Here is a 12732-nt window from a genome sequence, read left to right on the forward strand (position 1 = left end):
ATGAACATCAGATTAATCCTGCCTGCACTCTCCATGGCCGTCACACTCAGTGGCTACGCTGCGGATTTCTCACTGACCAGCCGGGATATTGCTGACAACCGCCCGCTGACCCGTCGCGAAGTGTTCCAGGGCTTCGGTTGCGAAGGTGGCAACACGTCTCCTGAGCTTTCGTGGAAAAACGCCCCCGCAGGGACTAAAAGCTACGCGATCACCGTTTACGATCCCGATGCCCCAACCGGCAGCGGTTGGTGGCATTGGACGGTGGTCAACCTGCCAGCCTCCACCCATAGTTTGCCCAGCGGCGTGGGGGCAAACCTGCCTGCGGGTGCAGTACAAGGGCGAACCGATTATGGCCAGCCGGGGTTCGGTGGCGCTTGCCCTCCTGTCGGCGATAAACCCCATCGCTATCAATTCACCGTGTGGGCCTTGAAAGTCGATAAGCTACCGCTCGACAACCAGGCCAGCGGAGCCTTGGTCGGTTACATGCTCAACGCCAACGTCCTGGCCAAAGCGACCATTACTTCAACTTACGGACGTTAAGAACCATGCGCCCTTGTGACGGCATACAGCACCGGGAAAATATTATCGATGCCTGTGTCATACGGGCGCGACATGCCCTTACCTTGCCCAGGGTGCCGGTGTTCGTGACCACCTTGTGTCGAGTGCGGCAGGGGGAAAAACTGTTGCAATGGGATGACCGGGAAATGCGCGCAGGGCCTCGGCATCTGATTCTGATGCCGGCCGGGCGCGAGCTGGGTATCTCAAACTTACCCGGCCCTCAGGGTCACTACATCGCCGATGCGGTGACCTTTCCCGTCTCGACATTGCGTCAATTCAGCAGCCGATATAGCCAGCAGATCAAGAGTGGTCGCGGTGCACTGAAGAGCGATCTATGCGTTCCCCTGGACAGGCACACGACCCAGGCATGGGAGCAGTTGCTGGTCGCCATCAATGCAAACGCCCCGCAGGCACTCTGCACACATTATGGGGAAGCGGTGCTGCTGAGCCTAAGCCTTGGCGGCCAGGCCGGACCTCTGCTGATGGGGCGCAACGATCCATTGTGCGAGCGGGTGCAGCAGCTGGTAATGGCCAGCCCGGAGAGAGACTGGACGGTTGCGAGCATCGCACAGCACATGAACCTGGGGGAGTCGACCTTGCGTCGCCAACTGGCGAACGAAGGGAATAGTTTCAGGAATATTCTGGAGGGCGTTCGACTGGCGACAGCATTACAACGGCTGCAAACAACGTCTCGCCCGATCGGTGAAATTGCCGGCGCCTGCGGCTACGCCTCGGCCTCACGTTTTGCCGTGCGCTTTCGCTCACACTATGGCCTGTCACCCCGTGAGTTGCGGGCAGCGATTTGAGCATTTGCGGGAGGGCTTTCCCCAGTCTGCCGGCCGGCAGTGCGAGCCATGTGACGTTTATCGGTGGGTACCGGACCAGACTGTCTGGCGATAGTGCTACTGTCTACGCAGCACCCCCGGAGCCTGCTGGATGACTCATCAAACTTCAGTTCACCCCATCGCAACGCCTGCAGCCGGGTCAAGCACTGAAAAACCGCGCGTTCACCCACCTATGTGGCATGGCAATCCGGACTTACCCACCCTCGGCAGCACTGGGGCGGCCATTTTGGGTTTCTGCGTTGTGCTGCTTATGTTCCTGCCGGTCATAGGGGTGATGGTGCTGATCTTTTTCGGCCTAGAAGCGATGCAAGGCGCATCGTCCAGCGATGGGGCGAGTCTCACCACGTCGCCTCTCATCCTGTTCATGCTTGGTTTTGTTGTGCTCATGGGGCTGGTTTTCGCGTGGATGTTCTCTGCGTCCAGAGTGCTGGCCTTCACCTTTGACGAAAACCGGCAACTGCTTACTCTCACCGTCACCCGTCGCGGCCGTAAACCCGCCGAAGTGCAGGTGCCCTTTAGCGATATCATTTGTATCAGCCCTTACCTGCTCGCCAGTTATGACCGCCATGGACATTTCAGCGTCGTGTATCAAGGGCCGAGGGGCAAGGAGTTCGAATATCGATTGGCTGAGGGGACTTCTCTGGAAGACATGGAATTTCATGCCGCATGGCTGCGCGCAATAATAGGCGAACGGATGCATGAACCAATGAATCTGGACAAATGAACGAAGGACCTCCGAGCACTATCACCTTTCAATCGCATCGATAATCGCCCCGCCGTCAGCGCCATCCAGCAAATACCCACGGCGTCGAATGGATCGAAACACGCACCGGCAGTGTCACCTTGTGCCAGTTTGGGCGCGTCCATTCGTCTGTTGCCCGGCACTCTGGGGGGCATGGTGTTTCTCAACCTTAAGCACGGATATCCCGAGCCCAAGAACGGAGAGCCAGCATGGAAATCAATGAGAATGCCCCGGGCAACATTTCACAGCAGGCTGTTACGCGCGGCACGGACAACGAGACAGGGCACGACCCGAAGCGTGATGAGGATAAGATCCCGCTGCCGCCGGACGACGATGCACCCCTTGAGGAGGATATGTCTGATGTGGACGCTGCCGATTCAGTGGCGAGCGAGCACCCTGACAACTGAGGTGTTTCAGATCAACGAACCCGGCCGGGGTGTCGCAGGTGGCTGGGAATCCGAAGGCGGCTGTAAAGCCGCCTTCTGGGCGATGGCTACCGGGCGTTCAGCCCGTCGAGAAACTCGGTGTGTTGCAACGTCCTGGAAAACATCGGCAGCGTGAAGCGTTCTGCGGCCTGTTGTTGTTCGTCGGTGAAGGTCGCGGTGCAATCGATCAGGGTCACCACGTTATAGCCCTTCTCATAACCTGATCGTACCGTGCCTTCGACACAGCAATTGGTCAGGAAGCCCGCCACCACCAGGGTCTGGATGCCGTTGTTGCGCAGCACCAGGTCCAGGCCCGTGGTGGCGAAACCGTCCAGCCCGCGCTTGCCCTCCACGAGGATGTCGCCGGCTTCCCGGGTAATCGCCTCGCTGATGTCGGCACCCCAACTGCCGGTGCGAAAGGCGCTGCCATCGGCAACGCCCTTGAGAATCCCGTAGTCGCGGGTGGTCAGCTCCGGGTAGCCCTCGGCGAACTGGATCGGCAGGTGGATGATCTTCACGCCGAGCGCGCGCGCCTGTTCAACCGTGGTGGCGGTGTTCGCGAGCATATTGGACGTGTGCATGACGTCTTTGACGGCGTCATGGAACACGCCGCCTTGGGTGGTGAAATCGTTCTGGTATTCGATCAGGACCAGGGCGGTGGTGTGTGGGTTCATGTCGGGTCTCCGATAAGTGGGTCGAGCAACAAGCGTAGAACAGCAGGCAGGGTTGAGTGGGGCGGCAGTCAAACACAAAACTATGGCTCGGAACGCCGCATCCGTTCACAGACCGCGAGCAAAGCGGGCACTTTGATACTATGCTCATTGCCAATGCGAGCCATCTACGGGTTTCAATGTTCGGCCGCCAAGGGCACCGACCCTGGCAAAATCATTGACGTTGGCCAGCAGCCTTGTATCGGCAAGACAGCCGGTGGGCGGGCTTCAGGCGTTTTCAACGGCTCACGCAACAACCCGCACGCGGCATACAGGGAAACGTTCAATGCCTGCCTCAAACCTCACCTGCTCGAAAATCTCCAATGTAGGGGCCAACGGCTCCAACCAGAACACGCCGTCGATCCAGGCTGTAAGCCGGTACGGGTGGATGACTGTTGGTAAATGCCAAGCACGATGGAGAACAGCATGAACACCCAGTCGATCCACAAGACCTTGGGGCGCTTCGCCGGCTGCGTGGCGGGGCTGGCGATAGTTGCCGCCAATCCGGCCCAGGCTGCCGCCGACGGCATCGCCAGCGGCCCTACCGCGAGCTACAGCATTGCCTTCAGCAATTCCTACGCAGGTAGCGATTTTCGCAAGGTGATGGTGCGCAACTGGCAGGAAATTGCGCTCCAGGCGCAAAAGGAGGGCTTGATCCGTGAGGCTCCCGTCGTCAGCGCCAATAACTCGGCTTCGGAACAGGCGGCTCATATCCAGGACATGATCGTCAAGGGCGTCGATGCCATCGTGATCCTCGCTGCCTCCGACACGGCCCTCAACGGGGTGATCCGCGATGCCTGCAACGCCGGCATCGTGGTGGTCGTCATGGCCAGCCTGGTCACCGAGCCCTGTGTCTATACCGTGGATTACAACTGGTCCGCCATGGGCCGTGTGGAAATGGACTACATCGCCGAGCGCCTGAAGGGCAACGGGACATTACTGGAGATCCGCGGCATCGCTGGCGATGCCACGGATAAAAACATCAGCGATGGCATTCGCAAGGCCGCCAGCGACTATCCGGGCCTGAAATTCGTCAAGACCGTATACGGGAACTGGACGGCTTCTGTCGCCCGCAGGGAAGTCACGCTGGCGCTGCCGTCGCTGCCCACCATTGATGCCGTGGCTACCCAGGGTGGCGACGGATATGGTGCGGCCATGGCGTTCAAGGCGGCGGGTCGCCCTTTACCGATCATCGTGATGGGGAACCGTCAGGACGAACTTGCCCTGTGGAAACAGGAACGCGATGCCAATGGCTACGAGACCGTCTCTGTCTCTGCCTCCCCGAGCGTCTCCCAGATGGGGTTCTGGGTGGCCCAGCAGATACTGGCGGGCAAGCAGGTGCCGAAGTTCGTCGAAGTGCCGCTGGTACGTATTGATGCCAAAGACCTGGACGCCTGGCTTGCCACTATGCCGGTGGGCGGTGCCGCCAATCCGTTCTACGGCCAGGCTTCCGTTGCGGCGATGATCGATGCGGCCATCAACCATACGGCGCCGCCGGCGCCTTTGCCGGAGGTGACGAAACAGTAGCGGCGGGCTAGGAGGCGAGGCCCCATGTTGACATTCAAATCAGCCACGGCCAGGCCTATTGCCGTCAGGATCGGCCTGGCGGTTGCCGCACTGGTGTTGCTGATGCTGGCGGTATCGCTCGTGAACCTCTACGGCCTGCGAGGCATGGTTCGTGCGGTGGATTCCGCCAGCCATTCCGCGGAAATTCTGGCCTCGGTCAACGGGGCTACCGGGCGGGTGGAAAACTTCATTGCCACCCGCGACCAGGACAGCGTGTCCCAGGCCGAAGGCTTGGTCGCGACGGCTATCAACGGCCTTAACGCCATCCCGGCGGCAGAGGCGCAATCGCTCAAGGGCAGCCTGGATAGGCTCGCTGCCGCGATCGCGTCCTTGCGGGTGGCGACGCTGACCATGGATGGCGAAACCGAGAATATGACCGCCCATTACGCTCGGATGCGAGAGGCGACGGCCCTCGTTGAGCAGGGCATCGCCGCTGGGCTGAAGGGCCTGGACTCCCGCGCCGCCGACCACCAGGCGCGAGTGAGCAACGCCCAGAGCGCCCATCGCATCCTGGATATCCTGCGCAACGGCGAACGTATCATTACCGCCAATGTGGCCCAGGTGCTGGTGACCGGTGATGATGCGGCCGCCACTGCGGCGCGCAACGCCTGTGCGGCGCTGCCGCCTGTGGTCGAGCAATTGCGTGAGTTAATGGGGGCGCCGCAACAGGTGGAGACCCTGGAACAGTTGGCGACGGCGGTGGCAGCAGCCAGCCTGGCGCTCGAGCAGCTTGGCGAGTCTCCCAGGCTCCGGGGCGGCGAGGCTTTGCGGCATCTGGGGGCTGTTGGAGGCGTGGCAGAGCGCCTTGAAGTCATGTTGGCTGAAGTGGACGAGCACATTGCCCATGACGCCAGTGACATTCAGGCCGCCATCGGTTTGCTGCAAAACGCCGCCGCGTTGTCCAAGCGTTTCGCCGAACGTGTTGCCACCCTGGAGGCGCAGACCTTGTCGTTTCGCCTGGCGCCGTCGGCCGAGGTCGCCAGTTCTGTAGGCGTCATCCTCGATGAACTCTCCCGTCTCGCCCGGGTTCTGCCTTCGTCTGTGGGGCAGCAGGCCAGCGCTACGCCCCTGACGGTCAGCGATCAGATTGCTGGCTACCGGGCGGCATTTGCCGGGTTCCATCAGGCGAGCAACGCCTTGGGCGACGCGCGCGACCAGGTTCGTATCGAGGCACGCAGCGCTGGCCTGTTGGTTGCGCGCTTCGCAGGCGAAGCGCGTTCAGACGCCTTGGTCCACAAGGATCGCGGCATGCTGGCGACAATAGTCGCTGGCGCCGTCGCCATCCTGCTGGCCGGAGCCATCGCCTGGAGCACCTCGCGGTTTGTCGCGCAGCCCATCGTCGCCCTGGCTTCGGTCATGCGCCGGCTGGCTGCCGGTGACTTGACCGCCGAAATCGCCAGTGCTGGACGCGGCGATGAGATTGGGATCATGACTCGCGCCGTCCGGGTGTTCCAGGAGAATGCCTTGCGCATCCGGGTGCTGGAGGCCGAGGCCGAAGCCGAAAGACAGCAGGTGCAGGCCTCTCTGGAGAGAATGGTCGCCGAGCGGACCGACACGCTGCACCGACAGACCGAGGTGCTGGAGGCGCAGGCGGTTGCACTTATTCAGGCGCGCAACCAGGCCGAGACGGCCAACCAGGCAAAGAGTGATTTCGTCGCCACGGTCAGCCACGAACTGCGCACCCCTTTGACCCTTATTCTCGCCCCGTTGGAGCAGCTCTCGGTGGCGATCACGCCGCCGGCGGACTGGCGCGTGCAAATCGAGCGCGCACAACGAAACGCACTGCGCCTGATGAACCGCGTGAACGATATCCTTGACTTCTCCAAGGCCGAAGCAGGCAAGTTTGAGCTGTGTCCGGCGCCCGTTGATTTGAACAAGGCGGTGGGTGTGCTGGCCGAGGACGCCGCCATGGTGGCCAAGGGCAAAGGCTGCACGTTGACCTGCAGCATCGATCCTGCCCTCGGCACCGTGTTCCTGGACCCCCGACACTTTGAGAAGATTCTGCTCAACCTGGTGAGTAATGCCATCAAGTTCACCTCTGCTGGCGGTACGGTGCATCTGGCAGTCACTGCGCTTGATGACGACCGATTTGAGCTCGCGGTGCAAGACTCGGGCATTGGCATCGCGCCTGACAAATTACCCCTGCTGTTCCAGCGTTTTTCCCAGATCGACAATTCCGCCACGCGGCATTACAGCGGTACAGGCATCGGCCTGGCCCTGGTCAAGGATCTGGTCGAACTGATGGGGGGCGAAGTCAGCGTCAACAGTGAGCCTGGAAAGGGGTCGTGCTTCCTTGTTCGATTTCCTCGAGGAACCGAGCAAAACACGGTGCCGACCGAAGCCGGTCATCTGCATGAGGGATCGTCATCCACCGCAATGATCACAACCGAGCAGCGCCACTTGCTGTTCGACGACGGCCGCCGTGGCAGTAGCAACGACCAGGCGTCCATGGGCGATGCAGACAACGAGCAGCACCCGGAACGCACCTCGCAGTCCAGGGTCCTGGTGGTCGATGACAGCCCGGAAATGCTTGGCTACCTCAGCGAGCTTTTGCGCGACGACTACAGCGTCGTCACCGCCGCTGATGGAGAGCAGGCCTGGGCCATGCTGCAGCGTCAACCGATCAATGTCGTTCTCTCGGATGTGATGATGCCGGAGCTTGACGGCTTTGGCCTGACCGCCAGAATCAAGGCGAGCGCCGGTTTTGCCCATCTGCCCGTCATCCTGTTGACCGCCCGCGGCGGCAGCGAGGCTTGCATCTCCGGGCTGGAGAGTGGCGCCGATGACTATATCGCCAAACCTTTCTCGCCATTGGAGCTCAAGGCTCGCGTACGCGCGGCGCTACGCATGAGCCAGGTGCAATCCGAACTGAATGCGAAATCCCGTCAGGCGGGCATGGCCGAGATCGCCACGACGGTGCTGCACAATGTCGGCAACGTCCTCAACAGCGTGAACGTTTCGGCCGAGTTGGTCAGCAGCCAGATGCGCACCTCCAAGGCCCAGGGCCTGGGCAAGGTGGCGCAGATGATGAACGAACACATCCATGAGCTGAGCGATTTTCTCACCCAGGACCAGAGGGGAAAGATGCTGCCCGACTACCTGCTCAAGCTGGCGCAGGCGGTGGCGGCAGAGCAGCAGGGCATCATCGAAGAGCTCGAGCAACTCACCAAAGGCATTGACCACATCAAGACCATTGTCGCTGCCCAGCAGTCCTATGCCGTTGCCGTCAGTGTCATCGAGACAATACCGGTCTCGGAATTAATCGATGATGCCTGGCGCATGAGTGCCGGCTCACGGATGAATCAGGAGGTGACGGTGGTCAAGGACATTGCCGACTTGCCACTGCTGTCGCTGGACCGGCACCGGGTGCTGCTGATTCTGGTAAACCTGATCAAAAACGCCAGGCAGGCGTTGGACGGCGTGGTCGATCGCAGCCCGTGCATCACGTTCAGCGCCTCCCTTATCGGTGACGGAGCAGTCTTGCGTATCACGGTGGCCGACAATGGCAACGGGATTACGCCAGAGCACCTGACGCGTATCTTTTCCCATGGCTTCACGACTCGCAAAGACGGTCACGGTTTCGGCCTGCACAGCTGCGCGCTCGCTGCACAGGAAATGGGTGGCAGCTTGACCGTGCACAGCGACGGGGAAGGGCAGGGCGCAACCTTCATCCTCGAGATCCCTCTTGATGCGCAGCAGAGTAAGCGATGAGTATCGAACAAGCGCCCTATGGGCTGGGCCGTGGATAAAGCCCTATCAGGTTCGATTTTCAAGCCAGCTGTGCACTCCCACTCAGTTCGAATCTCGGGGGCCGGTCTTATCAGCAACCGTCATTTTTCCGTGCTGGTCGTTTTCGCGTCATTTGACGCCTCTTTTTGAAAGCGCAGCAGGGTATCGTGATACGTTTTTCTTCGACGATGGTCCGTGTCATAGCCGCCGTTAGCGGCGACAGTGCCGGCTTGAATATGGTCCAGATAACTGAACAATCTTCGTGCTGACAGAAAGCTGATCGCATAACCCAGCTTGACCATCTTGTCTTGTAGAGCGTATCCCGGTACCCGGTTATCCATCATGAAGCGCAAGTTATGTTGTTTAATTACATCGCAGTTCCATAAGGTGCAAAAACTTTTCAAGTGGGTTTCTCTGAAAGGCTTGGGGTTTTTAGAGGGTAGCCCCACGTAACGCATGAGCGTTCGGTAGTGGTACTTCATCAGTCGAGTACCGAACCGCCAGGCAGTTCTTAAAAAACCGCGATTGATCTGTTCTGTACAACCGACTGCCACTGTACGCGGCGTTGCAGTACTTTGGCTCATCATCATGCTGAACACATCGGTATCAAATACAAATGTGTCCGTATGAAGCAGGAATAAGTACGGAGTTTCAACGTATCCCAAAATCAGATCAAGGGCTTTACCATGCGCGATGTATCCGGCCTCTCGAGGGTGGGGAATCCGCTCTACCAAGTTGATCCAGTCAAGTGTCCGCAGGTAGTGGGTGCTTTCATCGGCGGAACCGTTATCCACTACCCAGACCGGAACTTGATGGTATATAGCGTAGTCGCGTAGCAATCCTAAGCAAAGGCGTGTCATGTGCAGCGTTTTATAATTAACCAGGGCGATACTGTACGAGGCATGTTTTGCCGAATGAGCGTTGTCGTCAGGCATTAGTCAAACACTCCAGAATGATATATCGGTCGTGCGTCGTTTTCGACTGGGCCGGCAGGCTTGATGGTGCGCCATCACCTCATGAGTGGCCGGGGGCAGGAGAGGCGCATCAGCCAAGCTTAATAGGTTGCTCTGTTTGGTAGCGTTAATTTATGGTTAAGGTGGGTAAATAACAGAGTGGGAAGTAACTCGGAGTGCTCGTGGTATTTACCATTACCTTACCGACTTCTGACATTTTTCAGGCTGGCTACGTCGTAAGCTTGTTCGTGATAGTGCGCAGTAGTGCTGGCACTGCGTAACCGATAAAAGTGGAGAAGGTTATGTTGAGTAAACAATTCGCCAATGGCCCGTGTGCGTCTCGGCAGCTGGAAATATCTGGCTTGCACCAAGACAGTCTTCAGGATCAATTACGTAAGCTCCTCGGTCATGGTTTTAATCTGGTGTTATTTTGCAGCAGCGGCCAATATGGTGGTCGATACTGCCATGTGCAAATACACCATGACAAAAGTGGGATGGAGCTTGAGTTGCATGGCGTATTCGACGAACGCTTCGTGCATGAGGCGTGCCTGGCCATAGAGGAAATAAAGAAGCAAGTGCGCTTGGCGATAGGGCCACTTCGAGGTATACCAGCACCTGCTCGGAGAAAAGCACATACAGCCCGTTATTGACGAATTACACGGGCTGGCGAAGTTACGCCGCACACGCCAACGGCGGAGCAATCAACGGTCCCAATAGCGCACTGGTCATGGGCTGACTGCACGTCAAGTCAATCATTGGTGCTTTCTTCATCCCTGAGTTGCCGACTCATGGCATCGCAGCTCTGCGACCACGAGGTCAGCCATTCCGGCATCTCTGGCGACCGTTCGGGCAGTCCCAGTTCTCGAACAAACTCGCTTGGCGGAACAATACCTTTCGCTGAACGGAATAGACCTCGCATTACGACAACGCCGATCACTCTGCCTTTACTCACAAATCGATGCTCCATGAAGCTCCACTTGTCGTCCCAGCCAAGCATCCTTGTGTGGATTTCAAACGCTTCAAACAGTCTAAGCTCGCGACGAAATTTACCCCAAGTATCTCCGACGATGGGCAGCGCCTTTGCTCTAATAGCTACTCGATAGGCGCCACTGCGCAAAACGAAATCCATGCGTCCGACATCGGCCAGGGTGAAATATCGGCCGTTGGTGACATGTCGATTGAAGTCGAGGTCCAATGGCCAGACGCGCATTCGGATAACGGTCGAATCCAGCGCTTTTGCCGGTTTGCGCCAAGGTCGACGAAGCAGCATGAGGAGAAGTCGAAACCAGAGATTCATACAGACGCCGATAGTTGAATGATTGGCGTACTTTAAAGTGCTGAGGGCTGAGCCAGGTAGGTCCCTAAATGACTTAATTCTGCGCAAAAGTACATTCCGATCACTCATTCTATGGTTTAAGTCTTTCGAGCGGGTTTCGCCGGCCTCTATCGCGCTATCTGCGGCCTGTGGTTTTCGCGACCTTTGTCCGCCAGTTCTCTGCGATTGCCCAAGGTGCACGGCGAGTCGCTGGGGGGGACGTCCTCCCCCGACCCCCTCCAGCAAGCAAACACCCGAAAAGCTGCAACTGGACGGCTTTTAATCAGTGCCATCTATCTCAGGTCCTCTGTTAGATTAAATATATATAGCTTGCCGAGTGCAAAGCTGTTGGAAGTTATAAAAGGGTTGAGATGTCAGGAAGTACTCTGCCTTGTGCGAAAAAGTGTCATAAATAAAATTTCTTTTGATTCAATTGGCGAGAACAGGCAGTCAGTAATTTAAGAAAGTCAATATGCGATGTCATGAAGTTTTATTCATATGGGTGGCTGAGGAACTCTGATTTGCGATGCTTGATATTGCTGCAACCCTTCAAGTACATTTCATTTGATTTCCAGTATCAACGCTCACCAACAGGAAGTCATCCTATGCCTGCGCGTATCAAGATGATATTGATGCGGTTGCGGCGACAGGAGCACACTGGATAGGCATATTTGCTGGTATCAATGAAACGTCACAGAAATATCGAATTAGAAAATCAAAAGCACAGATACAAGATCTCATTAAACGACGTGTGCTGTATGCAAAATCACTGGGCCTGAAAGTTCGCTACGCCGCCCGATTATCGGCGAGTACAGCTTCGTACATACCGCAAAGCTTCATGTGACCGCCAGCTCCCGAAATAGAAACTGCTATCACTGGATAGACCCGGTTTACTTGAGCGAGTAAGCCGTGCCATGAATCTTATGCGAGCACCTCAACATGATGGGTCATGAGTGGTTGACAGGCGTCGGTCTGATTTTCCTCGGAATAATAACGGGATTCGTCGGGACCAACACCGGTGGGAGTGTTTTTTTGACCGTTCCGGTGATGATCTGGCTGGGGATTGCACCTCAGTCGTCGATCGCCACTGCGCGCCTGGCCTCGGTAGGCACCATGTTTGCCGGCCTGCGGCACTTCCATAACCAGGGAAAGGTCGATTATGCGCTGGCCTTTCCAGCTGCGGTACTGGGGTTGGTTGGGGCTCTGGCAGGCGCGAGCCTGCTTCTTCAAATAGATCCCGCGCTGCTGCACAAGGTAATTGGCGGGCTGACATTGCTGCTCGTCGCACTGTCCTTTATAAAAAAACCTAGTAGCGGCGAAACACCTCCCTCAGCGATCAGACGTCTGTTTGGTTATATCCTCTTTATACCCGTAGGAATGATCGGCGGGCTATTTGGTGGGCAAGCCAAACTCTCGACGTATTTGTTCATTATCTTTTTCAGAAAAACCATCAGCGAATCGGTGGGGACCCGCAAAGTCGGTGGGCTGGTTCTCTCCGCGGGATCATTACTGATTTTCGGCGTCAGCGGCATCATTGACTGGCAGTACGGATGTTGTTTGATTATTGGCACGCTATTGGGTGCAAATGCCGGCGCGAAGTTTGCCTTGAAGAAGGGCGACCAGTGGATGGAGGCAGTTTTCAATCTAGTCGTGGTCGCGTTGGCATTGAGGATGCTGTTCTGGTGACCAGATTGGATGGGTACTCGCAAATACGTAAATGGTCTCACCTGTTTGCCAAGCCTTCATCCACAAATGGTCATGTCCTGTCTTTTATGTATTCGATCTCACAGGGTGTAGGCGCAAGCTTTGGGTTTTGCTTGCCTGGCGGCGGTATCAGGGAGTGCCATCTAGGGTTTGTCTGAAAAGTCGCTTTGGCTAAAACGATGCCC

Annotated in this window: 10 protein-coding genes and 3 pseudogenes; 10 read left to right on the forward strand and 3 right to left on the reverse strand. The window is 57.6% G+C overall.

Annotated features, from left to right (window positions below; translation table 11 throughout):
- The 4 genes from Q8X51_RS16160 (at position 1) to Q8X51_RS16175 (ending at position 2552) form a co-directional block, all read left to right on the forward strand.
- Entirely contained in the window at positions 1–540 is a 540-nt protein-coding gene (locus tag Q8X51_RS16160; protein WP_065927455.1) for a kinase inhibitor, read from the forward strand.
- Positions 541–545: 5 nt separating this feature from the next.
- Positions 546–1364, forward strand: a complete 819-nt coding sequence (locus tag Q8X51_RS16165) for a helix-turn-helix transcriptional regulator (RefSeq protein ID WP_065946951.1) — start codon at positions 546–548, stop codon at positions 1362–1364.
- Between the two features lie 130 nt (positions 1365–1494).
- Positions 1495–2127 carry a hypothetical protein gene (locus tag Q8X51_RS16170; RefSeq protein ID WP_074846843.1) on the forward strand — a complete coding sequence of 211 codons (633 nt, stop codon included), beginning with the start codon at positions 1495–1497 and terminating at the stop codon, positions 2125–2127.
- A 227-nt stretch (positions 2128–2354) separates the two neighbouring features.
- On the forward strand, positions 2355–2552 hold the full coding sequence (locus Q8X51_RS16175) for a hypothetical protein (protein ID WP_027606646.1): 198 nt from the start codon (positions 2355–2357) through the stop codon (positions 2550–2552).
- Positions 2553–2638: 86 nt separating this feature from the next.
- Here the strand turns inward: Q8X51_RS16175 and Q8X51_RS16180 are convergent, their stop codons facing one another.
- Entirely contained in the window at positions 2639–3244 is a 606-nt protein-coding gene (locus Q8X51_RS16180) for a cysteine hydrolase (RefSeq protein WP_137212282.1), read from the reverse strand.
- Positions 3245–3706: 462 nt separating this feature from the next.
- Between Q8X51_RS16180 and Q8X51_RS16185 the strand changes: the two genes are divergently transcribed.
- From Q8X51_RS16185 to Q8X51_RS16200, 4 genes and pseudogenes are all read left to right on the forward strand, one after another.
- Positions 3707–4807: an ABC transporter substrate-binding protein gene (locus tag Q8X51_RS16185; protein WP_141691311.1), complete on the forward strand. Its 1101-nt coding sequence runs from the start codon at positions 3707–3709 to the stop codon at positions 4805–4807.
- Positions 4808–6094: 1287 nt separating this feature from the next.
- A pseudogene (locus tag Q8X51_RS16190) lies at positions 6095–7144 on the forward strand (sensor histidine kinase); the annotation flags it as partial.
- Positions 7145–7357: 213 nt separating this feature from the next.
- A pseudogene (locus Q8X51_RS16195) lies at positions 7358–7693 on the forward strand (response regulator transcription factor); the annotation flags it as partial.
- Between the two features lie 519 nt (positions 7694–8212).
- Positions 8213–8557, forward strand: a pseudogene (locus tag Q8X51_RS16200) (ATP-binding protein); the annotation flags it as partial.
- A gap of 119 nt (positions 8558–8676) precedes the next feature.
- Here Q8X51_RS16200 and Q8X51_RS16205 read toward each other — a convergent pair.
- On the reverse strand, positions 8677–9510 hold the full coding sequence (locus Q8X51_RS16205) for a glycosyltransferase family 2 protein (RefSeq protein ID WP_065927461.1): 834 nt from the start codon (positions 9508–9510) through the stop codon (positions 8677–8679).
- Between the two features lie 320 nt (positions 9511–9830).
- Between Q8X51_RS16205 and Q8X51_RS16210 the strand changes: the two genes are divergently transcribed.
- Complete coding sequence (locus tag Q8X51_RS16210) at positions 9831–10178, forward strand: hypothetical protein (protein ID WP_137212286.1); 348 nt, start codon at positions 9831–9833, stop codon at positions 10176–10178.
- 98 nt (positions 10179–10276) lie between these two features.
- Here Q8X51_RS16210 and Q8X51_RS16215 read toward each other — a convergent pair whose 3' ends face one another.
- Positions 10277–10825, reverse strand: a complete 549-nt coding sequence (locus tag Q8X51_RS16215) for a thioesterase family protein (protein ID WP_065946955.1) — start codon at positions 10823–10825, stop codon at positions 10277–10279.
- Between the two features lie 957 nt (positions 10826–11782).
- Between Q8X51_RS16215 and Q8X51_RS16220 the strand changes: the two genes are divergently transcribed.
- Positions 11783–12529, forward strand: coding sequence for a sulfite exporter TauE/SafE family protein (locus tag Q8X51_RS16220; RefSeq protein ID WP_065927463.1), 747 nt, complete (start codon positions 11783–11785; stop codon positions 12527–12529).
- Positions 12530–12732: the final 203 nt, after the last annotated feature.

The sequence above is a fragment of the Pseudomonas sp. Yb2C2 genome (assembly GCF_052112325.1).
GTDB lineage: Bacteria > Pseudomonadota > Gammaproteobacteria > Pseudomonadales > Pseudomonadaceae > Aquipseudomonas > Aquipseudomonas marginalis.

Bases quoted from the DNA above. Each gene is read 5' to 3' on its own strand.
- Q8X51_RS16160 (WP_065927455.1), top strand. From the start codon at position 1: ATGAACATCAGATTAATCCTGCCTGCACTCTCCATGGCCGTCACACTC.
- Q8X51_RS16165 (WP_065946951.1), top strand. From the start codon at position 546: ATGCGCCCTTGTGACGGCATACAGCACCGGGAAAATATTATCGATGCC.
- Q8X51_RS16170 (WP_074846843.1), top strand. From the start codon at position 1,495: ATGACTCATCAAACTTCAGTTCACCCCATCGCAACGCCTGCAGCCGGG.
- Q8X51_RS16175 (WP_027606646.1), top strand. From the start codon at position 2,355: ATGGAAATCAATGAGAATGCCCCGGGCAACATTTCACAGCAGGCTGTT.
- Q8X51_RS16180 (WP_137212282.1), bottom strand. From the start codon at position 3,244: ATGAACCCACACACCACCGCCCTGGTCCTGATCGAATACCAGAACGAT.
- Q8X51_RS16185 (WP_141691311.1), top strand. From the start codon at position 3,707: ATGAACACCCAGTCGATCCACAAGACCTTGGGGCGCTTCGCCGGCTGC.
- Q8X51_RS16205 (WP_065927461.1), bottom strand. From the start codon at position 9,510: ATGCCTGACGACAACGCTCATTCGGCAAAACATGCCTCGTACAGTATC.
- Q8X51_RS16210 (WP_137212286.1), top strand. From the start codon at position 9,831: ATGTTGAGTAAACAATTCGCCAATGGCCCGTGTGCGTCTCGGCAGCTG.
- Q8X51_RS16215 (WP_065946955.1), bottom strand. From the start codon at position 10,825: ATGAATCTCTGGTTTCGACTTCTCCTCATGCTGCTTCGTCGACCTTGG.
- Q8X51_RS16220 (WP_065927463.1), top strand. From the start codon at position 11,783: ATGATGGGTCATGAGTGGTTGACAGGCGTCGGTCTGATTTTCCTCGGA.